The sequence below is a fragment of the Martelella sp. AD-3 genome, from assembly GCF_001578105.1.
GTDB lineage: Bacteria > Pseudomonadota > Alphaproteobacteria > Rhizobiales > Rhizobiaceae > Martelella.
Map to the genome: position 1 here is coordinate 2,662,315 of NZ_CP014275.1, position 23,983 is coordinate 2,686,297.

Annotated in this window: 21 protein-coding genes and 3 tRNA genes; 8 read left to right on the forward strand and 16 right to left on the reverse strand. The window is 64.7% G+C overall.

The features are described from left to right. From AZF01_RS12395 to AZF01_RS12420, 6 genes are all read right to left on the reverse strand, one after another. Positions 1-1,626 (reverse strand): ABC transporter ATP-binding protein, encoded by a 1,626-nt coding sequence (locus AZF01_RS12395; RefSeq protein ID WP_061449687.1) that lies wholly within the window; start codon positions 1,624-1,626, stop codon positions 1-3. Further along, positions 1,623-2,441, reverse strand: coding sequence for an ABC transporter permease (locus AZF01_RS12400; protein WP_024709136.1), 819 nt, complete (start codon positions 2,439-2,441; stop codon positions 1,623-1,625). The genes AZF01_RS12395 and AZF01_RS12400 overlap by 4 nt, the downstream gene beginning before the upstream one ends. Continuing rightward, the gene (locus tag AZF01_RS12405; RefSeq protein WP_024709135.1) at positions 2,438-3,382 is read right to left on the reverse strand and encodes an ABC transporter permease; all 945 of its coding nucleotides are present in this window, start codon (positions 3,380-3,382) and stop codon (positions 2,438-2,440) included. The genes AZF01_RS12400 and AZF01_RS12405 overlap by 4 nt, the downstream gene beginning before the upstream one ends. Positions 3,383-3,652: 270 nt before the next feature. After that, the gene (locus tag AZF01_RS12410) at positions 3,653-4,558 is read right to left on the reverse strand and encodes a LysR family transcriptional regulator (protein WP_024709134.1); all 906 of its coding nucleotides are present in this window, start codon (positions 4,556-4,558) and stop codon (positions 3,653-3,655) included. Positions 4,559-4,710: 152 nt separating this feature from the next. Further along, positions 4,711-4,784: transfer RNA gene (locus AZF01_RS12415), tRNA-Gly, on the reverse strand. 18 nt (positions 4,785-4,802) lie between these two features. Continuing rightward, a tRNA-Tyr gene (locus AZF01_RS12420) sits at positions 4,803-4,887 on the reverse strand. 227 nt (positions 4,888-5,114) lie between these two features. Here AZF01_RS12420 and AZF01_RS12425 point away from each other — a divergent pair. From AZF01_RS12425 to AZF01_RS12435, 3 genes are all read left to right on the forward strand, one after another. Continuing rightward, entirely contained in the window at positions 5,115-5,996 is an 882-nt protein-coding gene (locus tag AZF01_RS12425) for an RNA methyltransferase (protein ID WP_024709133.1), read from the forward strand. Positions 5,997-6,107: 111 nt separating this feature from the next. Continuing rightward, positions 6,108-6,887 carry a mannosyl-3-phosphoglycerate phosphatase gene (locus AZF01_RS12430; RefSeq protein ID WP_024709132.1) on the forward strand — a complete coding sequence of 260 codons (780 nt, stop codon included), beginning with the start codon at positions 6,108-6,110 and terminating at the stop codon, positions 6,885-6,887. Between the two features lie 69 nt (positions 6,888-6,956). Beyond that, positions 6,957-8,177, forward strand: a complete 1,221-nt coding sequence (locus AZF01_RS12435; protein ID WP_024709131.1) for a glycosyl transferase — start codon at positions 6,957-6,959, stop codon at positions 8,175-8,177. A 268-nt stretch (positions 8,178-8,445) separates the two neighbouring features. On the opposite strand, the gene AZF01_RS12440 is transcribed toward AZF01_RS12435, so the two are convergent. The 7 genes from AZF01_RS12440 to AZF01_RS12470 all read right to left on the reverse strand — a co-directional run bounded on the left by AZF01_RS12440 (position 8,446) and on the right by AZF01_RS12470 (position 16,809). Beyond that, positions 8,446-9,324 (reverse strand): SMP-30/gluconolactonase/LRE family protein, encoded by an 879-nt coding sequence (locus tag AZF01_RS12440; protein ID WP_024708335.1) that lies wholly within the window; start codon positions 9,322-9,324, stop codon positions 8,446-8,448. 17 nt (positions 9,325-9,341) lie between these two features. Beyond that, positions 9,342-10,268 carry a 3-keto-5-aminohexanoate cleavage protein gene (locus tag AZF01_RS12445; protein ID WP_024708334.1) on the reverse strand — a complete coding sequence of 309 codons (927 nt, stop codon included), beginning with the start codon at positions 10,266-10,268 and terminating at the stop codon, positions 9,342-9,344. Between the two features lie 4 nt (positions 10,269-10,272). After that, positions 10,273-11,214 (reverse strand): 3-hydroxyacyl-CoA dehydrogenase, encoded by a 942-nt coding sequence (locus AZF01_RS12450; protein WP_024708333.1) that lies wholly within the window; start codon positions 11,212-11,214, stop codon positions 10,273-10,275. Next, entirely contained in the window at positions 11,214-12,008 is a 795-nt protein-coding gene (locus AZF01_RS12455; protein ID WP_036237172.1) for an SDR family oxidoreductase, read from the reverse strand. Before AZF01_RS12455 ends, AZF01_RS12450 begins: the two co-directional genes overlap by 1 nt. 11 nt (positions 12,009-12,019) lie before the next feature. Next, the gene (locus AZF01_RS12460) at positions 12,020-14,077 is read right to left on the reverse strand and encodes an ABC transporter permease (protein ID WP_024708331.1); all 2,058 of its coding nucleotides are present in this window, start codon (positions 14,075-14,077) and stop codon (positions 12,020-12,022) included. Next, positions 14,074-15,633, reverse strand: a complete 1,560-nt coding sequence (locus tag AZF01_RS12465) for a sugar ABC transporter ATP-binding protein (protein ID WP_024708330.1) — start codon at positions 15,631-15,633, stop codon at positions 14,074-14,076. Before AZF01_RS12465 ends, AZF01_RS12460 begins: the two co-directional genes overlap by 4 nt. Positions 15,634-15,696: 63 nt before the next feature. Next, positions 15,697-16,809, reverse strand: a complete 1,113-nt coding sequence (locus tag AZF01_RS12470) for a sugar ABC transporter substrate-binding protein (protein ID WP_024708329.1) — start codon at positions 16,807-16,809, stop codon at positions 15,697-15,699. Positions 16,810-16,946: 137 nt separating this feature from the next. Here AZF01_RS12470 and AZF01_RS12475 point away from each other — a divergent pair, with 137 nt between their 5' ends. Next, positions 16,947-17,639: a GntR family transcriptional regulator gene (locus AZF01_RS12475; RefSeq protein WP_024708328.1), complete on the forward strand. Its 693-nt coding sequence runs from the start codon at positions 16,947-16,949 to the stop codon at positions 17,637-17,639. 154 nt (positions 17,640-17,793) lie between these two features. Here AZF01_RS12475 and AZF01_RS24295 read toward each other — a convergent pair whose 3' ends face one another. The 3 genes from AZF01_RS24295 to AZF01_RS12485 all read right to left on the reverse strand — a co-directional run bounded on the left by AZF01_RS24295 (position 17,794) and on the right by AZF01_RS12485 (position 20,281). After that, entirely contained in the window at positions 17,794-17,967 is a 174-nt protein-coding gene (locus AZF01_RS24295; protein ID WP_197489600.1) for a hypothetical protein, read from the reverse strand. A gap of 489 nt (positions 17,968-18,456) precedes the next feature. Beyond that, positions 18,457-18,533: transfer RNA gene (locus tag AZF01_RS12480), tRNA-Arg, on the reverse strand. Positions 18,534-18,790: 257 nt separating this feature from the next. Next, positions 18,791-20,281 (reverse strand): HAMP domain-containing sensor histidine kinase, encoded by a 1,491-nt coding sequence (locus AZF01_RS12485; RefSeq protein ID WP_024708327.1) that lies wholly within the window; start codon positions 20,279-20,281, stop codon positions 18,791-18,793. A 255-nt stretch (positions 20,282-20,536) separates the two neighbouring features. Between AZF01_RS12485 and rpmH the strand changes: the two genes are divergently transcribed. From rpmH to yihA, 4 genes are all read left to right on the forward strand, one after another. Then, the gene (gene rpmH, locus AZF01_RS12490; protein ID WP_024708326.1) at positions 20,537-20,677 is read left to right on the forward strand and encodes a 50S ribosomal protein L34; all 141 of its coding nucleotides are present in this window, start codon (positions 20,537-20,539) and stop codon (positions 20,675-20,677) included. Positions 20,678-20,692: 15 nt separating this feature from the next. Next, a complete protein-coding gene (rnpA, locus tag AZF01_RS12495; protein ID WP_024708325.1) occupies positions 20,693-21,088 on the forward strand; it encodes a ribonuclease P protein component in 396 nt (131 codons plus the stop codon). A gap of 1 nt (position 21,089) precedes the next feature. Further along, positions 21,090-22,892 carry a membrane protein insertase YidC gene (gene yidC / locus AZF01_RS12500; RefSeq protein WP_024708324.1) on the forward strand — a complete coding sequence of 601 codons (1,803 nt, stop codon included), beginning with the start codon at positions 21,090-21,092 and terminating at the stop codon, positions 22,890-22,892. Positions 22,893-23,247: 355 nt separating this feature from the next. After that, positions 23,248-23,898: a ribosome biogenesis GTP-binding protein YihA/YsxC gene (gene yihA, locus AZF01_RS12505; RefSeq protein WP_024708323.1), complete on the forward strand. Its 651-nt coding sequence runs from the start codon at positions 23,248-23,250 to the stop codon at positions 23,896-23,898. The last annotated feature ends 85 nt before the right edge of the window (positions 23,899-23,983 follow it).

The window sequence follows — 23,983 nt, forward strand, 5'->3', positions numbered from 1 at the left end:
TCACTCCTCCAGCCGCCATTTGAGCTTGACGCCGCCGGTCTCGTTGAAATCGAGCGCGGGAATGGCCGACAGCAGCCGCTGCGTATAGGCATGCTGCGGACGGTCGAAGATCTCGTCGCGCGGGCCTTCCTCGACGATATTGCCGTGCTGCATCACGATCACCCGGTCGGCGATCTGCTCGACCACGGAAAGGTCGTGGCTGATGAACAGGCAGGAAAAGCCGTGCTTTTTCTGCAGGTCGGCGAACAGCGCCAGCACCTGCGCCCTCACCGTCACATCGAGCGCGGACACCGGCTCGTCGGCGATCAGCAGTTTCGGCTCGCGCACAACGGCGCGGGCGATCGCAACGCGCTGGCGCTGGCCGCCGGAAAGCTCGTGCGGCAGCCGTTCGGCGAATTCGCCGGGCAGGCCCACTTCGGCCAGGGTCGCGAGCGCCCGCCTGCGCCGCTCGGCGGCGCTCAGCCCCGGCATTGTGCGCAGCGCCTCTTCGACGAGTTTCACGATCGTCATGCGAGGGTCGAGCGACGAATACGGGTCCTGGAACACCATCTGGCAGTTCTGCCGATAGTGCGCCCAGTCCCGTTCGCGCGGCTTGCCGTTAAAGAGGATATCGCCCGACGTCTGATGGATGAGGCCGGCAATGGTGCGGCCGAGCGTGGTCTTGCCGGAGCCCGAGCCGCCGACCAGCGCCACCACCTCGCCCTGGCGGATATCGACCGAGACGCCGTGCAGGGCGCGCTTGGCCTGGCCTTTTCGAAACAGCGCGCCGGCCTTGTGATAGTCGACGATCACGTTTTCGACGGACAGCACCGGCGTATCGTCCGGCGGGAATGCCCGGGTTTCACCGCGCCCCGGCAGCGATGACAGCAGCTTGCGGGTATAGGCATGCTGCGGGTTTGTCAGAATGTCGTCGGTGGTGCCGCTTTCGACCACGACGCCCTTTTCCATCACCGCGATGCGGCTGGTATAGCGCGCCACCATCGGCAGGTCGTGGCTGATCAGGAGCACCGCCGTGCCTTCGGCGCGGGTAAGCTCCACCATCAGCTCCATCACGTCGCGCTGGATCACCGCGTCGAGCGCCGTGGTCGGCTCGTCGGCGATGAGCAGCGCCGGCTTCAAAAGCATCACCGAGGCGAGCATGATGCGCTGGCGCATGCCGCCGGAAAACTCGTGCGGATAGGCCGTAAGCGCGCCCTTCGGATCGACGATGCCGACCCTTTCCAGCATGGCGAGGATCGCGTCCCGGCGCTTCTCACGCGAAAGCCCGGTGTGGAGCTTCAGCCCCTCCTCCAACTGCCGGCCGATGAGCATCGACGGGTTGAGCGAGGTCATCGGCTCCTGGAACACCATGCCGATCCGCGCGCCGCGCAGCGATCTCAGATCGCGCGGGCTCATGGTCAGCGTGTCGCGGCCCTCGAACACGGTCTCGCCGCTCACCGGCGTGATGCCGGCGGGCAGAAGCGACATCAGCGCGCGGGTCGCCAGCGTCTTGCCGGAGCCGGATTCGCCGACAATGCCGAAGATCTCACCGGGGCGGACATCGAAGGAGACATTGTCGACGAGCTTGACGCCATTGCCGAGGGAAAGCGTCAGGCCGCGGACGGAAAGGAGAAGATCCCTCATCATTTCAGCCCCCTCATGCGCGGGTCGAGACGGTCGCGCAGCGCGTCGCCCAGAAGATTGATGCCGAGAAGCGTGAGCGCGATGCAGAGGCCGGGGAAAACGCCGAGCCAGACGGCCTGCTCGATGAACGGCCGGCCGGCGGCCAGCATGTTGCCCCAGGTGGGCGCCGGCGGCGGCACGCCGAGGCCGAGGAAGGAGAGCGCGCTTTCCGACAGGATCGCCCAGCCGAACATGGTGGTCGCCAGCACCGACATCGGCGCCAGGCAATTGGGCAGGATGTGGCGGAACACCGTGTAGAACTCGCTGTTGCCCATCAGCTTCGAGGCTTCGATGAATTCGGCTTCGCGCAGCGTCATCACCACGCCGCGCACCAGTCGCGCCATCGACGGCGTATAGGCGATGCCGAGCGCGAAGATGATGCCATACTGGTTTGCGCCGAAGACGGCGAGCAGGCCGAGCGCCAGGAGGATGCCCGGAAAGGCGAGCAGCGCATTGTTGACGGCCATGATCAGACCGTCCGTCAGGCCGCGCGCATAGCCGCTGACGAGGCCGATCAGCGTGCCCATGACAATTGTGAAGGTGACCGTCAGCGTGCCGATCCACACGCTTGCCCCGGCGCCGACCATGATCCGGCTCAGCACGTCGCGGCCGAACTCGTCCGTTCCCATCCAGTGGGCCAGGCTCGGCGGCTTCAGCCGGGCGACGAAATCGAGCTTGAGCGGGTCGTAGGGCGTCCAGAACGCGCCGATAAGGGCGACGATAAGCAGGAGCGCAATCAGGAAACCGCCGATCGCGGCATTATAGGACAGTTTTCTCATTGTGCCGTCACCCGGGGATCGAACAGCGGATAGAACAGGTCGATGATCAGGTTGACGACGACATAGGAGAGCGCCACGAACAGCAGGCAGCCCTGGATGACCGGGTAATCCCGCTGGAAGATGCTGTCGACCATCAGCCGGCCGAGGCCGGGGATCGAGAACACGGTCTCGATCACCGCGATGCCGCCGAGCAGATTGCCGAGAATGAGGCCGATCATCGTCCAGGTCGGGCCAAAGGCATTCTTGAAGGCGTGACGCCACAGAACCGCCATTTCGGAAAGCCCCTTGGCGCGGGCATGGGTGATGTAGTCAAGCCGCAGGACTTCCAGCGTCGAGGCGCGGGCCATGCGCAGCAGCACGCCCATCTCGTGCATGACGAGGGTCGCCACCGGCATGATGATGTAGATCAGCCCCTCGGTGAAATTGTCGCGCAGCGACACATAGCCGAGCACCGGCAGCCAGCCGAGCTTCAGGCCGAACAGAAGGAGAAGCAGCAGGCCGAGCCAGAAGGTCGGTATAGAGAGAAGCAGCGTCGCCGTTCCGACAAGAGCGAGGTCCGTCACCGAATTCTGCCGCCACGCGGCGATGATCCCGGCGGGCACGGCGAGAATGGCGGCCAGCACCACCGCGATCAGCACGATCTCGCCGCTGATGACGAAGCGCGCGGCGACGAGCGGCAGCACCGGCTCGTCATTGACGATCGAGCGGCCGAGATCGCCGGAGAGCGCGTTTTCGCTCCAGATCAGGAATTGCTGCGGGAGCGGCTTGTCGAGACCGAGTTCCGTCTGCAGTTCGGCGATCTGCCTGTCATCGGCCATGTCGCCGAGCATCAGGGCTGCCGGATCGCCGGGAATGAGACGGATCAGCCCGAACACGGCAATCGAAACGATGATCACCGTCGGTATCGCCATCGCGACGCGATGGAGGAAGAATCTCAGCATCGGAACCCCTCTGAGACCTGCCTTTTGCGGCGGCAGGCTTGCTTATTGACAAAAGTATGACAAAGCCAAAAACTTGCCGCAATACTATGAATTTTTTCATAGTTATATGCAGCCGCGCGCACCGTCCATCGGCACGTTCCGGCGAGAAAACCGGCAGCGCGGAACGTCTAGCGCATCGGCCCGAAAATCGGAATCGATTTTCGGAAAGCACGATGCGTAGATTCAATAGGTTAGAGCGTCCTTTGTGCGTCCGAATGGACGCACGGCGCTCTAGTCGTCCACCTGCGAGCGCTCGATCTGGCGCTTCAGCGCCGCCATCAGCCCTTTGGCGGCAAGCGACATCGGCACGCCCTCGGCCGACGCGATCCCGAAGCGCTGCGTCAGCTTCGGCTCGAAGACCCGCTGCACCACGGGCAGGTGCCTGTAGAGATTGGCATAGAAACTGCTGGCAAGCGCGATCCCCAGCCCCTCGGCGGCATAGGCGCAGGCGGAGGAGTTGGAATGGGTTTCGATGCGCACGTCTGGGCGGACGGCCTCGTTCTGCAACAGCCGGTCGAGCATCACCCGGTGGGCGCGCAGCCGGCCGAGCATGATCAGCGGCTCGCCGCGCAGGTCCTCGGGCCGGATGACATCGCGCGCGGCCAGCCGGTGGTCGCGGTGCATGACGGCGACGCTGCGGCCCTCGGCGACGATCTCGAGGCGAATGCCCGGTCCGATTTCGCCCTCATGGCGCAGAAAGCCGAAATCGATCACCCGCTGGTCGATCATCCGCTGGATGGTCATGGTTGTCTCGAAGAAGGTCTCGACCCTGACGCCGGGAAAGCCGTCCCGGTAGTCCTTCAGCATGGCGGGGGCGAAGTTCTCCCACATGCTGCTGGGCAGGCCGATGCGGACGACCTCCGTCTCCGACGCGCCGGTGCGGATTTCATCGGCAATCTGGCTGAAACGGGCCAGGTTGAGAAGCACGGTCTTCGCCTCCTCTTCCAGCGTCCGCGCCTCGGGCGTCGGCACCAGCCGCCCCTTGACGCGCTGAAACAGCGTCAGGTCGAGATCGGATTCGAGCTGCTGGATGAGACGGCTGACGCCCGACTGGCTGAGACCGGTGCTCCTGGCCGCGCTCATCGTCGAACCGGTCGAGAGCACCGCACGGAAGACTTCGAGCTGCTTGATGTTCATGCGATGTCGTCTCTCGGCGCGTTAATCTGCCGTCGGAAGGTTAAGCCATCCGCGCCGCGCTGTCATGCGGCAGGCGGGACGATGACCCGAGGCCGAAATCGCGGTCCCTGCAGCCAGCGGCCGCGCGCCGAAACAAAAAGAAGGTGGGAACCTGGAGCGGGTAGCGGGAATCGAACCCGCATATTCAGCTTGGAAGGCTGCTGCTCTACCATTGAGCTATACCCGCGCAAACGTCAGGCGCCGGTGGTGGAGGAGGTTGGATTCGAACCAACGTAGACTAAGTCAACGGATTTACAGTCCGTCCGTTTTAACCACTCACGCACTCCTCCAGTACCAGCCTGGACGGCAGTCATGCCTTGGATCGTTCGCCGCTGCCCGTTGGCTTTGGCGATGTCGATCTGCGCCGCGTATATGACCGGCCCGCCCCGCTCTGTCAACACGGCGCGGCAGAAAAAAATGACAGAAAAATCACAGCCGCATGCCGGACCGCGCGCTTTCCCCGTTCTTGCGCCGGAATGGCCTAGCCTCCCGCCGCGGCGGGCCTTATAACGGGCGCATGAGCAAAAAAGATGACCAGAACGGCTCCCCCAGGGACGCCCATTACGCCAAGCTCCGACGCGCCCACCGCGACAACAAGCGTGCGCGCGGCGATCTGCCCCCTGCCCCGGCCCGACAGGGCAAGCGCGGACCGGCCGACCCGCTGCCCGTCAGCGGCGACGAGGTGCTGCTTTACGGCCTGCACACCGTCCGCGCGGCGATCGAGAACCCCGAGCGCAAGCTGATCTCGCTGAAGGTGACGCAGAACGCCCTTGCCCGGCTGACCGACGGGCTGGCGCTGCCGGAGAGCCTCCCCGTCGAGATCGTGCGCCCGCGCGAGATCGACGATATTCTCGGCGAGGACGCCATCCATCAGGGGGTGATGCTGAAGACGCTGGTGCTTCCCGTGCGCCGTCTCGATGCGCTGAATGACAGCCCGCTGCTGCTCGTGCTCGATCAGGTGACCGATCCGCACAATGTCGGCGCGATCCTGCGTTCGGCCGTCGCCTTTTCCGCCGGCGCGGTGATCACCACCATGCGCCATAGCCCGGCCGAATCGGGCGTGCTCGCCAAATCGGCCTCCGGCGCGCTGGAGCATATCCCCTATATCCAGATCACCAATCTCGCCAAGGCGCTCGATGAACTGCACGCCATGGGCTTTGCCTCGATCGGGCTTGATTCGGAGGGGCCCGCCCCGCTTGAGGAAACCTTTGCCGGCGGCAAGGTCGCGCTGGTGCTGGGCGCGGAAGGCAAGGGGCTTCGCCAGAAGACCCGGGAAACGGTGACGGCGCTCGCCCGCCTCGACATGCCGGGCGTCATCAAATCGCTCAACGTCTCCAACGCCTCGGCGATCGCGCTCTATGCCGCCCGCCAGCATCTGGGAAAGACGCCCAAAAGCTGAAAAATGCGGCCCGAGCGGCAACAAACCGGCCGCGGCAAGCGTTAAGAGCGTCGGGCGGCGCATGCACGCCGGCCGGCAATCCGGAAGCACGATGGCTTGAAAGGTCCGACCATGAAAATCGTCTTTACCGATCTCGACGGCACGCTTCTCGACCACGAAACCTATTCGCTGGAGCCGGCGCGGCCCGCGCTCGACGCGCTGAAGGGCCGCGGCATCCCGATCATCCTCGCCAGCAGCAAGACGGAGGCGGAGATGCGGCCCATCGCCGCGGATATCGGCATCGAAGACCCGATGATCGTGGAAAATGGCGCGGGGATCGTCGGACTGCCGGATGCGAAGGGCGGCGAGGCTGAAGCCTATCGGCGGCTGCGCGCGGCGCTTGAAGCGATGCCGCCCGCGCTCAGGCAGAAATTCCGGGGTTTTGGAGACTGGAGCGATGAAGAGGTAGCGGAGAAAACCGGCATGCGGCTCGAGGCAGCCCGGCTCGCCCGAAAGCGTCAGTTCTCCGAACCGGGGCTCTGGTCCGGCAGCGAGGAGGAACGGGAGGAATTCCGGGCGCTCCTGGCAAAGAGCGGCTTTCGGGCCGTGCAGGGCGGCCGGTTCTTCACGCTGATGCCGGAGACATCCAAGGCCGATGCGATGCGCAAGGTCGCGGACTTCTACCGCAGCAAGACGGGGGAAGCGGTCTTCACGATCGCGCTCGGCGATGCGCCGAATGATGCGGCAATGCTGGAAGCCGCGGACAAGGGCGTCATCATCGCCAACCCCGCCCATGCCCCGCTTGCCGAAACGGCCCGCGAACGCGAGGGCCGCATCATCCGCTCGGACAAGGCCGGTCCTTCGGGCTGGAACGACATGATATTGCAATTATTGGCACAATATAGTTGGTAGGTAAGGCCCCTCCCCTTCGGCCGTCCGCTTCCGGAACCTGCCGCAACAAAAACATCAGGAGCGCCCGCAATGGCTGATTTTCATCAAAATGGCGTTGTCGCAACGCTGCACAATCTGCGCGAGCGTTCGCTGCACCGGGTCGAGCGCGAACTGACCAGCTTCTCGGCAACCCGGCCGATCACCCTGATCCTGCCCTCGCTCTTCTCCGAGCTCGAGGCCGAGGCGCTGGACAACATCGTCAACCATCTGACGGAAGTGCCCTATATCTCCAACATCGTCATCGGCCTCGACCAGGCGGACGAGGAGCAGTACCGCTACGCGCTGAAATATTTCAGCCGCCTGCCGCAGAACCACGCCGTGCTCTGGAATGACGGACCGCGGATGCAGGCCGTCCACAACCGTCTCGGCGATGCGGCGCTTGCGCCGCAGGAGCCCGGCAAGGGCCGCAATGTCTGGTACTGTATCGGCTATGTGCTCGGCGCGCGCAATTCCTCCGTGGTGGCGCTGCATGACTGCGACATCGTCACCTATTCGCGCGAGATGCTGGCGCGCCTCGTCTATCCGGTCACCAATCCGGCCTTCCCGTACGTCTTCTCCAAGGGCTATTACCCGCGCATCGCCGACGGCTCGCTCAACGGCCGCGTCACCCGGCTTCTCGTCACGCCGCTTCTCCTGAGCCTCGAGAAGACCATCGGTCACCAGCCCTATCTCGATTACCTGAAGGCGTTCCGCTATCCGCTCGCCGGCGAATTCGCCATGCGCACCCATATCCTGCCCGATATCCGCATTCCCTGGGACTGGGGGCTGGAAATCGGCGTTCTCTCGGAACTGTGGCGCAATTATTCCAACGCCGCGATCTGCCAGGTCGATATTGCCGACGCCTATGACCACAAGCATCAGCCGCTGTCGCCGGAAGATGCCAGGAAGGGCCTGTCGCGCATGTCCACGGATATCTGCAAGGCGGTTTTCCGCAAGCTGGCGACCGACGGCGTAACCTTCTCGCAGGAAACGCTCAGGACCGTGAAGGCCTCCTATTTCCGCACGGCGCTCGATCTGGTCGAGATCTATCACAATGACGCCCGCATGAACGGGCTTTCGACGGATCGCCATAAGGAAGAGCAGGCCGTCGAACTCTTCGCCACCAATCTGATCGAGGCCGGCAATTCCTTCCTCGAGGAGCCCGACGCCACGCCGCTGATGCCGCGCTGGAACCGCGTCCTGAGCGCCCTGCCCGACATTCTCGACGAAATGCAGGCCGCCGTCGCCGCCGATATGGCGGAATACGGCTAGAGCGCCGTGCATCCATTCGGATGCACAAAGGACGCTCTAACCTATTGAATCTACGCATCGTGCTTTCCGAAAATCGATTCCGATTTTCGGGCCGATGCTGTAAGCCGCCGAGACGCCGCCGGATGATGAACCGGCCGGCAGGCGCAGCGGCTGGCCCCGCAAATTCCTTCAGCTTCCCTGAAGGCCGCCGGACGCATGCGCGGATGACGCCCGGAAGCGAACCGCCATCCTCGCATGCGCCGGTCGGGCGCCCTTCGGCCCGCCGCGTTCAGCCGCCGAAGCGTGGTTCGGGCAGGCCCTTGACCCCGAGCCCCGTGATCGCGAACAGGCTCCCGCGCAGAACGCCGTCGCCTGGAAAGCGCGGCAGCGGCGGCTTGGCCATCGAGGTGACGTAAAGCACATCGAGGTTCGGCCCGCCGAACTGCACGCTGGTCACCTTCTTCACCGGCATCTCGATCTCGCGGTCGAGCGTGCCGTCGGGCGCATAACGGCAGATTCGGCCGTCATAGACGAGCGCCAGCCAGTAATAGCCTTCGGCATCCACCGTCGCTCCGTCCGCAGCGCCGCCATTCGACGTATCAACCTTCGTGAAGGTCCGGCGGTTCGAAACGGCGCCCGTCCCGATATCGTAGTCATAGGCCCAGACCTCGCCGGTCCAGGTGTCGGTGAAATAGAAGGTCCTGTCATCCGGCGCGAAACAGGGGCCGTTCGAGCAGATGATGCCGTCGTCGACCTTGGTGACGCTGAAGTCCGGATCGACCCGGTAGAGCGCGCCTTTCGGCCCCTCTTCCATCATGTCCATGGAGCCGGCGAAGAACCGCCCCCTGCGGTCACATTTGCCGTCATTGAGACGGGTGGTATCCATTCCCGGCTCGGGATCGTGCAGCAGCCGGCAGTCGCCGCTTTCGAAATCCAGCAGATGGAAGCCCTTGTCCAGCGACACGATGGCGCCGGAGCCGTCCTTGCGCAACGCCATGGATCCGATCTTGCCAGGCACGTCGAAGGCGCGCAGCTCGGTGCCTTCGGCGGTGCAACGGAATACCCGTCCGTCCATCGAATCGATGAAATAGAGCCGCTGGCTCTCCACATCCCAGACCGGGCCTTCGCCCAGCGTAGTCTTCACATCCAGCAGAATATCGATCTTCATAACCGTCTTCCTCCCTGTCAGAAATTCACCGCGTCGCCGCCCTTGAGCGCGAGCATCGCCCGGGCCTCGTCGGGCGTGGCGATCTCGAGCCCCAGTCCCTCGACGAGGGCGCGCGCCTTGGCGACCTGCTGGGCGTTGCTCTCCGCCAGCCTGCCGCGGGCAATCCAGATGCTGTCCTCGAGCCCGACGCGGATATTGCCGCCCATGCTGACCGCCTGCGCGGCGATGCGGAACTGGTCCTTGCCGGCGCCCAGCACCGACCAGCGGAAATCGCTGCCGAACAGCCGGTCGGCGGTCCGTTTCATGTGCATCACGTCCTCCGGGTGGGTGCCGATGCCGCCCAGAAGCCCGAACACCGACTGCACGAAGAATGGCGGCTTCACCAGCCCGCGATCGGCGAAATGGGCGAGGTTGTAGAGATGCGAGATATCATAGCATTCGAACTCGAACCGCGTGCCGTTGCCGTAACAGGTCTCCAGCACATATTCGATATCCTTGAACGAGTTGCGGAACACAAGGTCGCGCGAGCCTTCCAGGTGCTCGCGCTCCCATTCGTGCTTGAACTCCTTGTATTTCGCCAACAGCGGAAAGAAGCCGAAATTCATCGACCCCATATTGAGCGAGGCGACCTCGGGCGACCACTTGGCCGCCGGTCTGGTGCGCTCGTCCACGGTCATGTAGGGCGAACCGCCGGTGGTGATGTTCACCACCGCGTTGGTCGACTGCTTGATGCGGCCGAGAAAGGGCGCGAAGGCTTCCGGCGACTGATCGGGCTTGCCGGTCTTCGGATCGCGCGCATGCAGGTGCAGGATCGCGGCCCCCGCCTCGGCGGCGCCGATGGCGGCCTCGGCGATCTCATCGGGGGTGATCGGCAGGTACTCCGACATGGTCGGGGTGTGGATGGCGCCGGTCACGGCGCAGGTGATGATCACTTTGTCGGGCATGGTCTCAGTCTCCGAGTTCGTCTGCGGCGCGCCGTTTGTGGGCGGCGAGCGCCATGAGCCGCCGGTCGCGCCAGGCTTGCCGGTCGGCGATGTTTTCTGCGGGAAGCGTTGCGCGGCGCTCCGCCTCGATGCGGTCCAGCACGGCGCCGCGCCAGTCGGCGGGGGGCTGTCCGGAGAGGCCGTCATAAATGCCGGCATAGCGTTCGACATATTGCCGCACGCCCTTAGGGGCGTTGAGGTCGATCGTCTCGAACGGGCCGATGAACGACCAGCGCAGGGCGAGGCCCTCGCTGAGGCCGATGTCGATGTCCTCGGCGCTGGCATAGCCGTCGGCAACCAGCCGGAAAGCCTCATGCAACAAGGCCCCCTGCATCCGGTTCATGACGAAGCCATCGATCTCCTTTTGCATGACGATGGGGCGCATTCCGGCCGCGCGCAGCATGGTCGCCGTGCGTTCGACCAGCGCCGGATCGGTCCATGGCGCGGGCACCAGCTCCGCCGCCGGGACAAGATAGGCGGGATTGATCGGATGGTTGACCATGACCCGGTGACGCCCCGCAAGCCCCTCGGAGATCGCCGAGGGCAGCAGGGCGGAAGACGACGAGGCCAGCACGGTTTCGGGTCCCGCGATCGCATCGAGCCGCGCGAAGATGGCGCGCTTCACGCCGATCTCCTCGAATGTGCTTTCCTGCACGTGTTCCGCCCCGTCCAGCGCCTCTTCGAGCGTGGCAACCGGGCGGATGCGCGAAAGCGCCTCCTCGGGGTCGCAATCGATGAGGCCGAGCCGCCCCAGCTCAGGCAGCATCTCTGCGGCAAAGGCGCGGGCGGCATGGGGCGCTTCGGCGTTCTCGTCCCAGAGCCGCACCGCGTGGCCGGCGCGGGCGAAGACAATGGACCAGGCGCGGCCGATCAGGCCGGCGCCGACGCAGGCGACGGGGGCGGTCATCACAGCGTCTCCACATTGCCGTCGACGGGGAAGCTCTGCCCCGACAGGTTGCGTCCGGTATCGGCGATCAGGAAGGCGGCCATATCGGCAACATCCTCCGGCGGGGTCATGCGCCGCAGCGAGACGTTGGACAGGTAGCGCTCGGTCATCGCCTCGTGGCTGAGGCCGGTCTGCTCGGCGCGGGCGGCGATCACCTTTTCGATGCGCGGTCCGGCGATGATGCCGGGCAGGATGGCATTGGCGCGGATATTGTCCGGACCCAGCTCCTTGGCAAGGCTCTGGGTGAAACCCACGACGCCCCACTTGGCAGAGGCGTAGGGCGTGCGGAAGGCATAGCCGAACTTGCCCGCAGAAGACGAGATATTGACGATGGCGCCGCCGCCCGCCGCGCGCAGCATCGGCACCGCATAATGGGTGCAGAGGAACTGCCCGGTGAGGCAGATATCGATGCAGCGTCGCCAGTCGGCGGTCGATATCGTATCGACGCCGCCGGTCGGGCCGGCGATCCCGGCATTGTTGACCAGCGCATCGAGCCCGCCCATGCGGGTTTCGATGGCCTTGAAGAATGCCGCGACCTCGGCCTCGGCCGAGACGTCGGCCAGCATCGCGACCTCGGCGCCAAGCGCGGCGGTGGCAGCCTCCAGCGCGGCGGGGTCCACGTCGCAGATCGCAAGGCGGGCGCCCTGGCGGGCAAGCTCGCGCGCGATGCAAAGCCCGATGCCGCCCGCGCCGGCGCTGATCGCGATGCGTTTTCCGGCAAGGCCGGGCAAAATCATGCGAGGGGTGTCGTTCATGGCAATCTCCTTCATTCGCGCAGGGCGATAACGGCCATCAGGATGACGAGGCCGAAGAACACGGATCGGAAGGCAAAGGGCAGCGAAGTGCCCGCAAGCAGCGTCTGCATCGCGGTGAGCAGCAGCGCGCCGCCCAGCATGCCGGCATAGTGTCCGCGCCCGCCGGTGATCAGCGCGCCGCCGACCACCACCACGGCGATCGAGGGCAGCAGGTAGTCGTCGCCCATGCCCAGGCTCGCCTGTCCGGAGAACCCGGCGAGCAGGACGCCCACCAGCGCGGCGCAGAGCGCCGAGAGGATATAGACCGAGACGATCACCCGCCCGGTGCTGACGCCCGAGAGACGCGCGGCGAGCGCGCTGTTGCCGACGGCGTAGACGCGCCGGCCGAACACCGTGCGCCCGAGAAGCAGGATCGCCGCGGCGGCAAAGGCGATCATGAACAGGATGACCGGGGTCACGCCGAGCACCTTGCCGGTCATCAGCCAGCGCAGCGCGGGCGGGGCAAAACCCGCCGGCGTGCCGCCGGACCAGATCAGCGCCGCGCCCTGCAGGATGCCGTTCATCGCCAGCGTCACCACGATCGGAGACAACCCGAGCGCCACCACGCCGAGCCCGTTTGCCAGCCCGATCAGCGCCGCCACGGCGAAAACCACCGGCAGTGCGACCAGAAGACCTGCGTCCTGGCCGCCGACCAGACCCGTCATCAGCACGCCCGACAGCGCGATGCACCACGGCAGCGACAGGTCGAGCCCGCCGGTCAGGATCACCGCGCCCTGGCCCAGCGCCAGGATGGCGAGGAAGCTTGAAAGCACCAGCAGCGAGTCCCAGTAGCGCCATCCGGTGAACACGCCTCCGAGAACCAGATGCGTCGCGACCAGCACCAGGACGAGGCAAAGCCAGGCGGGGAGCGCATGCCGCAGCGTCGCGCCGTGGCGTTGCATGAAGCTAAGCTTGAGCGCGGCACCTGCAGGCTCAGTGAAGGCGAGCCTGCGATCCGCCTTCGGCCGTTGCGACACCAGCCAGCCCTTGCGGCGGGCGGCGAGCGCGTCCTTCAGCTCGCGCAAGCGCTGCGACAGCGGGCTGTCCCTGCTCATTGAGCCGGCCAGAACCGCGATCAACAGCACGGCGCTTTCCGCGATCGTGGCGTAATAGGCCGAGACATTGAGCGACAGCAGAAGGTTCACCACGATCATCAGGATATAGGCCCCGAAAATCGTGCCGGGTATGCCGCCCTTGCCGCCGCCGAGCCGGGTGCCGCCGATGACGACGGCGGCAAAGGTCGGCAGCAGCAGCGCGTTGCCCGCCAGCGGATCGCCGCTGCCGGTCTGGGCGCTGACGAACACGCCGGCCAGACCGTAGAGCCCGCCTGCGAGCATGTAGGTGAAGAAGGTGAAGGCGCGGGTGTGAAGCCCCGTCGCACGGGCGGCCTCGGGATCGCTTCCCACCGCATAAAGCGTCACGCCGAAGGCGGTGCGCTTCAGCCAGAGCCACGCCAGAACCAGAACGCCGAGCAGGGTCAGCGGCGCGGGCAGCAGGCCGGGCAGGGTGTCGCCGAGATAGACCGAAGAGAGCGACGGCGCAACGAAGCCGCCCGGCGTTGCCATCACCAGAAGGGTCAGTCCCTGGACGATGAACATGACCGCCAGCGTCACCACAATCGGCTGGAGCCGCATCACCGCGACGAAAAACCCGTTCACCGCGCCGACGCCCATGCCGATCGCGATGCCGATGGCCGTCCAGAGCGGCACGGAGGCCTCCATGTTCGCCGGATCCATCGCGGTTGCCAGCACCGCGTTGACCAACGACACCACGGCGCCTGCCGAAAGGTCGAAGCCGCCGGAAAGGATCACCAGCGTCTGCCCGGCGGCGGCGATGGCGGTGGTGGCTCCGCCGCTTGCCAGAAAGGAAATGTCGAAATAGCTCAGCGGGTATGGGCTGAGAAAGCTGTTGAGCAGCATCAGCCCGGCAAACACCAGGGCGGCGACGATCACCGCCTGGGCCCTTTTGAGGCTGCGCAGGCCCGGCAGCCGGGCGGCGCGCGGGGCAAAGGAAATGGGCTGATCGGTCATGCCGGGTTCTCCCGCCTGTCGGAGGGCTTCGGACCGTGAAGCGGATCGCTGCCCCCGAGCGTCGCTTCCATAATGGCGTTCTCGGTCAGGGCGCCGCCTTCGAGCCAGCGGCTCACGCGGCCCTCGTAGAGCACCCCGACGCGGTCGCACAGATGCACCAGTTCGGGAATTTCGGTCGAATGCAGCAGCACCGAACCGCCTGCATCCGAATAGGCGCGCAGAAGCGCGTAGAGCTGTTCCTTGGTACCGACATCGATGCCGCGCGTCGGATCGAAAAGCAGCAGGATTCGGCTTTGCGCCACGAGCCATTTCGCCAGAACGATCTTCTGCTGGTTGCCGCCCGAAAACGCGCCGGCGGGCAGGTAATGCGCGCGTTCGTCGACCTCGACGGCGGCAAAGGCCCCGGCAGCGGCGCGCGCCTCTGCGGCGTCATCCAGCAGCGGACCGCGGCAAAACCGCGACAGCACGGGCAGGCTGACATTCTGCCGCCCCGGCAGCTTGAGGAACAGGCCCTGCGTCTTGCGTTCCTCGGGCACCAGGCCGATGGCGACTGAAGACTGCAGCGCATCGGCGGGCGAGCGCAGGTGCAGCGGCGCGCCGTCCAGTTCGATATGGCCCGCATGCAGGTGTTCCTGGCCGAACAGCGCCGAGAACAGCGCCTCCTGGCCCATGCCCTGCAGCCCGGCAATGCCGAGGATCTCGCCCCGGTGCAGCGCGATGTCGGCCTCCTTCAGCTTTGGCCCGGCCGACAGGGCGCGCGTCGCCAGCACCGGCGTTTCACCTTGCCTGTCGCGCGGCGGGCGCGGCGGCGGGAAGGCGTTCTCCACCGAGCGTCCGATGATCATCTCCACCACTTCGGCATCGGTGACGTCGGCCACCTTCGCCGAATGCACCGAGCGCCCGTTGCGCAGGATGGTCAGCGTGTCGCAGAAGGCGCGCACCTCGGGCATGCGGTGCGAGATGAACAGCACGGTGATCCCGCGCGCCGCCGCATCGGCGATGATCCGTCCGAGCCAGTCCACGTCGCCGCCGGAAAGGGCCGAGGTCGGCTCGTCCAGCAACAGGATGCGCGGCTTGCGATAGAGCGCGCGGGCAATCTCGATCTTCTGGCGCGATGCGAGCGTCAGTTCGCCGGCCAGAGCATCGAGGTCGACGGAAAGGTCGAGCGCGTCGAAATGGGCGGTTACGGCGCGACGGGTGCGCCCGCGGTTCAGCGTTGCAAGCGGCGTCCATGGCGCGCGCGGCAGCAGCATGTTGTCGAGCACCGTCAGGTCTGGCACGAGGGTCAGTTCCTGGAAGGCGGTCTGCACGCCCGCCGCATGGGCGTCCCGCGGCGAGCGCAACGCGACCTGCCGCCCGTCGATGCGAATGTCGCCGGCATCGGGCCGCACAAGGCCCGACAGCAGCTTCATCGTGGTCGATTTGCCCGCGCCGTTCTCTCCCAAAAGCGCGTGAACGCGTCCGGGAGCGACGGAAAACGCGACCTGGTCATTGGCCACAGTTGGTCCGTAGGCCTTGGTCAGGCCCGAGACCGCGACGGCGGGTGCGGATGACATGGCGTCCTCGAGAATTCTGTGGAAGGGTCCGGCGACGCCCGGCCGCCGGATCGGGACGCTGGATCAGCGCTCGGGCTGACCGACAAGGGCCGCGTTCAGCCCGAGTTGCGGCAGTTCTTCCGAGAAGATCGACGCGAACCAGCCCGGATTTGAGACCAGCCCCGGCTGGAAGACGTTGCAGCCAGCCTTCTGTTCATCCCAGCTCCCGGTTTCACACAGCTCAACCGTGTCGTTGGTGACCAGCGGCAGCGGCAGGGTGGTGTGCTGCGGGATTTCGGCCCCATCGAGCTTGTCGACCGCGAGCTTCAGCGCCAGTGCGCCGGAATAGGGCGGAGAGGCGTAGGAAATCCGCGCCGCGCCCATGGGCGCATAGGGGACTACGGCGCCTTCGACCGCGCTGTCGGCCGGCAGCATCTGGATGCGCCCGCCGTTCGAGCCTTCGCCGGCGCAGGGCAGCAGGTCTTCGGGCGCCTGGCCCGCCTCGAGCTGCATGGCGTTGGCGGTGTAGCAGCCGACCTGCATCCACAGCCCGTCGATCTCCGACCAGTCGCGGGTCGCCATCAGCTTGTTGAGCTCGGTCCGCGCCACCGCCTGGCTCCACATGCCGACCGCCTCGCCGACGATATTGATGCCCGCGTGTTCGGCAAAGACGGCCTTGGCCGCCGCGGTCCTGGCCGTGTCGACCGAGGTTCCGGGAACCCCCGTGACCATCACCACATCGCCCTCGCCGCCCATCGCCTCGACAAGCCATTCGGCCGTCTTGCGACCGGCTTCCGCCTGGTCGATGGTGACGTTATAGGCGCAGGGCTCGGTGATCTCGGCGTCATAGGCGATGATCGTCACGCCGCGCGAGCAGGCGCTGCGCACCACGCTGTTCAGCGCCGTGGGCGAAATCGGGTAGACAACGATCGCATCGGCGCCGGCCTGCACCATGGCATTGATCTGCTGGATCTGACGCTGGGCATTGGGGCCCGCCACCTGCACCTCGAGGTTCACGCGGTCCCTGTAGTCTTCCGAGGCGGCCAGCGCCTTGATCATGTTCGAGGCTTCGGCCTGCCAGTCATTGCCGATATAGCTCATCGACAGGTAGATGTCGTAGGGTTCCGATCCCTGCGCCTGCACGGTTCCCGCAAGGCCGACGGCGCAGGCTGCGCCCGCAAGTATACGTCCAATCATAGCTTCCTCCCTTGGTGGGCGACTCTCCCGATCGCCCGACAGGACTCAAGATTAAATATCTTTGATCAAAAGTCAAAACATCTTTCTCTTTGACGTGAAATTTCGTAGCTTTGTCAGCGGAACAAGAGGATTTCGCCATGCTCGAGAACGTGACGCCGTTGAAAAAGGAGACGCTTCAGGCCCTGGTGCACCAGCGCCTTTGCGACCTCATTCTCCAGGGAGAGATTGCGCCTGGGGAATCGGTCACCGTGGCGAGCATCGCCAAGGCCCTGAACGTCAGCCCGATGCCCGTGCGCGAGGCGATTTCCCGGCTGATGGCGCTCGGCGCGCTGACGGTGGTTTCCGGCCGCTCCATCGGCGTGCCCGTGCTCGGCGCGGCGCAGCTGGAGGACCTGCGCAGGGTCCGCTCCGAGATCGAGGCCTCGGCCGTCACCTGGGCGGTCGCGAACCGGTCCGCGGCGTTCGAGAAGCGGCTCGAGGAGCTGCTGGAACGGATGGAAGACGCGGAAGCCAGGGGGCAGGTGCGGGACTTCATCCACCGCAATTACGAATTCCACTTCGCAATCTACGCGCAGGCTGGTTCCGCTCTCATGCTCGAGATCATCGGCACGCTCTGGCTGAGGATCAACCCGCAATTCCACCTGTTGCAGCGGCACGGCCACTACAAGGCGTCAAACCGGCAGCACCGCGCACTTTACGAACGGATCTGCGCGGGCGATGCAGACGGCGCGGTGTCGGCCCTTCGGGAAGACATCGACAGCGCCTATGCCGTTCTCGTCAGGACGCTGGAAGAACGCGGGTCGCGCGCCGGCCAGACGCTGGCGCGATAGAGCGCCGTGCATCCATTCGGACGCACAAAGGAGGCTCTGACTTATTGAATCGACGCATCGTGCTTTCCGGGAAACGACGCCGCCCGGATCGGACCGGCTCCGTTCTCGGCGGAGCCTGAACAGTCAGGATCGCTCTGTTTCCCCCAAAAAGCCGTCATTCCGGCTTCGGGGCACCGGCAGCACGCTCGGCGAGCCTTTGCTGTTCGTCGGCCTCGCGCGCTCTCTTCTGCTCCTTTTCGCCGTCACGATGCGACTTGATGGCGAAGAACATGGCCGTGCCCAGCACGCCAAGCTTGAACAGGCCGAGGACCACAGGAACCCAGTTCATCGTTTCCACTCTCCATTGCTGCTGTTTTCGCGACGTCGCCTTGAGACGATGGGCAGCCTCGGCTCGGCGGTGACGGATTGTCTCCTGGAGCACGGCCGCGTTTCCCCGAATCGCGAATACGCTCTGACCTTTTGTTTTTCCGCGCCTCCGGAGGGAAATCCGGTCTCCACTTTTCCTGGATGCGCTCTCGTCTGGCGACGGCGTGAAACGGGCTCTTCCCGGAACACGCCATCGTCCGGTCCCCGACTATGCCGTCAGCCCGGCTCAATCAAGCCGACGCCCCGCTACAAGTTGACGCATATCAAGAAGCCGGAAGCAACCCACTCTGCCCGCGGTTCGCAGACAGCAGGGCCTTGAAACAAGGGGGAGCGCGCAACGTCCCTCGCCGTTACTGCACGGGCAGAGGCAAGCGGCACGGTCACGATCGCCGAATTCTCGCGAGCCGTGAAACAGATCACGCAGATCAAGGGAAAGTCATGTCGGTAAAAATGGCGCGCTCGGGAAGATTCGAACTCCCGACCCCCAGATTCGTAGTCTGGTGCTCTATCCAGCTGAGCTACGAGCGCTTGCCTTGCGATGCGCCGCGTCTTGTCTGCGGCGTGCGAGAGGGCTTCTAGAGCCTTCGGATTTGGATTGCAAGCGGTTTCCGGAAAAAACCTGTCATTTTTCTGAAACACGCGCGGGACCGACCGCTCGCGGTCCTGCAGCAACGTCCGGACATCAAGGTCTGTGTCATTAATTGTCTTATAAAATCAAATGCATAGTTCTCCTTTCGACACCAGGAACGAAACAGGCAAAGCGCCCCGGAAAGACGCGGAGCGGCTCAGGCGCCGGTCTCGCTGCGCCAGTTTTCAAGCGCCACCGGGCGGTCGGGAATCTCGATGCGGAACAGCGTGCCCTGCCCCGCCTTTTCCACCAGCGCGATCGTGCCGCCATGGGCGAGCACCAGTTCGCGGGCGATCGCGAGGCCGAGCCCCGTGCCGCCGCTGCGCACGCCGCCCCTGAAGGCGGCGAACAGGTTTTCGCGCGCCCTTTGCGGCATGCCGGGGCCGGTATCGTCGACGGACAGAGAGACGACGCTGCCGTGGCGCTGGGCGGAGACGATCAGGCAGTTGAGCGTGTCGCGCTTCTCCCCGGCCTGCTGCGTCAGCGCCTGGACGCTGTTGCGGCAGAGGTTGAAGACCACGCGGAACAGCTGCTCGGGATCGGCATCGACCTTCAGCTCCTCCGGCACGCGGTTGACCCAGTCGATCGGCTGCTCGGCGGAAAGCTCCAGATAGTCGTGCACGTCGTTGATCAGCTCGAACAGCCCCACCATCTCCCGTTTTGGCTCGGCTTCGGAGACCTGGCCATAGCTCAGCACCGAGCGGGAATAGGCCGCCGCCCGGTCGATGGCGCGCAGCAGCTTCGGCGCGACGCGGCGGACCACCGGATCATCGGTGCCCGCGATCCGGTCCGACATCAGCTGGGCGGAAGCCAGGATGTTGCGCATGTCGTGGTTGATCTTGGACACGGCCAGACCGAGTTCGGCCAGGCGCTTCTGCTGGCGCAGCGTCTTCTGCAGCTCGCTCTGCATGGACGCGAGATGGCGGCCGGCGATGCCCAGCTCATCCGTGGTCTCTTCCGGGCGATAGACGCTTTCCGGCAGATCCGGATGATCGGAAAAGGCCTGCATGTTGGCGATCTGGCGCCGGAGCGGCCGAACCAGGATGGCATTCAGCCGGAAGAAGATCAGCATCGCCGTGAACGTCGACAGGAGAATGCTCAGGAGGAAGATGTTGCGGGCATAGACGAGCAGCGCATGGCGAAGCTCGTCGTCCGAGATCACCAGTTCGATGATCGCGTCGCTGTCGCCGATAGGGCCGAACACGCGGATGGCGCGGTCGCCGCCGAACAGAAGCTCGTCGAAGGCATCGACCACGGCCTCGACCGGCCCGACATCGGTCAGGTCATAGGTCTTGGAGATTTCCGGCGGCATGTCGGTGATGGCGAGAAGCTGCGAGGCGCCGTCCTTCCTGAGCACGATCGCCTTGGTGCCGGTCGCCATCAGCGTCTCGTCCTGCAGCGCGCGCGGCAGGACCTGTGGCTGCAACCCGTCGATCACGGTCGCCGCGGCGGCGGCGGTGCTCAGCCGGTCGTCCAGCCATCTCAGCCGCATGCTGGCCAGCGAAGGCACGAAAAAGACAATTTCGGCGGACATGATGATAACGACCGTCAGCGCCAGAATGCGGCCCGACAGGCCCGACAGAAAACCGGGAACGGCGACCGCGTCGTCAGGCGCGTCCTGCGTCTTCCGGGAACTTGCCCTCAGCATCGCATGTCTCCGGTTGGATAGGTTGAGAGATCATAGACCAATCCCCAACAGGACAAAACCGCCATATTTGAGGCACTTGCAAAGTCTCCCGCCCGGCATGATTGACAATTTGCGACCCTTTCCCTTATAAGCCGCGCAGTTTCCGGAAGCCTTGGCCCGCCCGCAAGGCGGCGTTCATGCCGGCAACATCATCCACACGCTTCAACTGCTCCGGCAGTTCACCAAGAAGGGCCGCACACCGCGGTATTTAAACAAATGTCTACCAAGCGTACCTATCAGCCTTCCAAGCTTGTTCGCAAACGCCGTCACGGCTTCCGTGCCCGCATGGCCACCAAGGGCGGCCGCAAGGTCCTCCAGGCCCGCCGCGCGCGCGGTCGCAAGCGTCTTTCGGCTTAAGGGCTGAAAGCCCCGATGGCCGGACCGGACGACAATGCCGAGATGGTTGTCGGGCGGCTCAAGACCCGCCCGCAATTTCTGGCCGTCCAGAAAGGCGAACGGCGGAAGGGCCCGCTGTTTCTGCTGGAAGTACTTGACCGGCGCGAGCCCCTGGAAGGGCCCCGCGTCGGTTTTACTGTGACCAAGCGGCAGGGAAATGCCGTCGAGCGCAACAGGATGCGCCGCCGGCTGAAAGAGGCTGTGCGCCTCAAAGGCGCATTTGCAATGCAACCCGGTTGCGATTATGTCGTTGTGGGCCGTCGGGAGGTGCTCGACGTCTCTTTCGCGATGCTCGCAGATGAGCTGGAATCACGGATTTCGAAATCGCCCCGAACCGGACGGAGCCGCAAGGCGTCCGCACCAGGAAGATAAGATGGAAAACAACCGCAATTCTGTCATTGCGATCGCGCTCACGGTCCTGGTCGTTCTGGCCTGGCAGTTCCTGTATATGGGTCCGCGCCTGGAAGAGCAGCGCGCCGCGCAGGAGCAGGCAGCGCAGCAGCAGGCGGCCCAGGAACAGACCGCTGCAACGAACAATACCGCCAGCTCCGGCACTGCCGGTTCTTCCGCGACCGGCGCCAGCGGCGATGCCGTGTTCTCCCAGGCCGGCGCCCAGCAGGAAACGGCTCCGCGCGTCAAGATCGAGACGCCCGCGCTTTCCGGCTCCATCAACCTTGCCGGCGCGCGCATCGACGACATCAAGCTCAAGGACTATCACGTCACCGTGAACCCGACGAGCCCGATCGTCACGCTGTTCTCGCCGGCCGACACGGAGAACGGCTATTTCGCCGAGCTTGGCTTTGTCCAGGGCGAGAATTCCGGTTCGGTTCCCGGTCCCCAGACCGTCTGGACGCTTGAAAAGGGCGATACGCTGACGCCCGCGACACCGGTCGTGCTGTCCTATACCAATGACTCCGGCCTGACCTTCAACCGCACGATCTCCATCGATGACGATTACATGATCACGATGGACGACACGGTGACCAACAGTTCGGACAAGCAGGTGACGGTCAATCCCTATGGCCGCATCACCCGCTTCAACCTGCCCGACGAACCTTCCGCCTGGGTGCTCCACGAGGGTTTCCTCGGCGTCATGTCCCCTGATGCCGGCATCACGGAAGACACCTACAAGAACGTCGCCAAGGAAAACGAAACCTATACCGGCTCGAACGGCGGCTGGTTCGGCGTCACCGACAAATACTGGGGCACGGCGATCATTCCCCAGTCCGACATGAACTACGACGTCCGTTTCTCGCATTTCACCGACGGCCGGGCGCGCTATCAGGCGGACTATTCCGACAATCAGCCGCTGACCATCGCCGCCGGACAGTCGGCCGAGCTGCAGACCAAGGTTTTCGCCGGGGCCAAGGTCACCAACATCCTGACCCAGTACCAGAAGCAGTACAACATTCCCCTATTCGACCGCATGATCGACTGGGGCTGGCTGTGGTTCATCACCAAGCCGCTGTTCCAGTTGATGGATTTCATCTACCATCAGGTCGGCAATTTCGGCGTCGCGATCCTGATCACGACCGTCATCATCAAGCTTCTGTTCTTCCCGCTCGCCTCCAAGCAGTATGCCTCCATGGCCAACATGAAGCGCATGCAGCCGAAGATGACCGAGTTGAAGGAGCAGTATGGCGACGACCGCATGGGCCTGCAGAAGGCCATGATGGAGCTGTACAAGAAGGAAAAGATCAATCCCGTGGCCGGCTGCTGGCCGGTGCTGTTGCAGATCCCGATCTTCTTCGCCCTCTACAAGGTGCTCTACGTCACCATCGAAATGCGCCATGCGCCGTTCTTCGGCTGGATCCAGGACCTTTCCGCGCCCGACCCGACCAGCGTCTTCAACCTGTTCGGCTTGCTGCCCTGGGGCGTTCCGGCCTTCCTGGCGATCGGCGCCTGGCCGCTGATCATGGGCTTCACCATGTGGCTGCAGATGCGCATGAACCCGACGCCGCCGGACAAGACGCAGGCGATGATCTTCAACTGGATGCCGGTGGTCTTCACCTACATGCTGGCGCAGTTCCCGGCCGGCCTGGTGATCTACTATGCCTGGAACAACACGCTCTCGATCCTGCAGCAGTCGATCATCATGAAGCGCCACGGCGTCAAGATCGAGCTGTTCGACAATCTGAAGGGCTTGTTCCGCAAGAAGAAGCCGGCTTCGGAGTAAGGGCGACGGCACTGCCGTTTCCCTCTCCTTCTAAAGGGTCTGAAGACCGGACGCACTGTCTCTGCAATTAAATCCGGCAGTTTTGCCGGGCTCAGACGGATGACAAGCCTGTCCTTTTTTGGGGCGTCATCCTCGGGCTTGTCCCGAGGATCCAACCACCGTTCCGCGCGGGCGACGTTGGCGTTTCACAACGGATTTTGTCGGATTGACCTGTCGCCCGAGACGCTTGTCGCGCCGATATGTGCTTAGATGCTCGGGACAAGCCCGAGCATGACGGCTGCGAGTGGGTCAGGCTTTGTCAACGAACTGAACCCGGTACCCTGCCGGGCATTTTCTTCATGGTAAGGATCGGGATATGACCCAGCCTATCGACAAAGACGCCGCCCTCTTCGCCCGTCCGTGGATCTTCATCCGCGGCGTGCCGTCGATGAAGTTCCTGCCGCCGGAAGGCCCGCCCGAGGTCGCCTTCGCCGGGCGCTCCAATGTCGGCAAGTCGTCGCTGATCAACGCGCTGCTTGCCCAGAAGGGGCTGGCGCGCACCTCCAACACGCCGGGCCGCACCCAGGAGCTCAACTATTTCGTGCCCGACGGCTATTCCGGCGAGGGCGAGGACCTGCCGCCGATGGCGCTCGTCGACATGCCGGGCTATGGCTATGCCCAGGCCCCCAAGGCGCAGGTCGACCAGTGGACCAAGCTCGTCTTCGACTATCTGCGCGGCCGCGCGACGCTGAAGCGCGTCTATGTGCTGATCGATGCCCGCCACGGCATCAAGAAGAATGACGAGGAGGTGCTTGACCTGCTCGACAAGGCCGCCGTCTCCTACCAGATCGTGCTGACCAAATCCGACAAGATCAAGCCGCCGGCGGTCGAGAAGCTCCTTGCCGCAACGTCGGAAAAGATCCGCAAGCGCCCCGCCGCCTTCCCCGGCATCGTCGCGACCTCCTCGGAGAAAAACGCAGGTCTCGACGATCTCCGGCTGGCGATCCAGCAAACCGTGGCCGGTTGAGACCTGCGTTTTACTTCCCGCCGCAATATTCACTATGGCCCGCGGATGCGCTAAAAGGCCGCGAGGACCAAAGCACCCCGGGGTA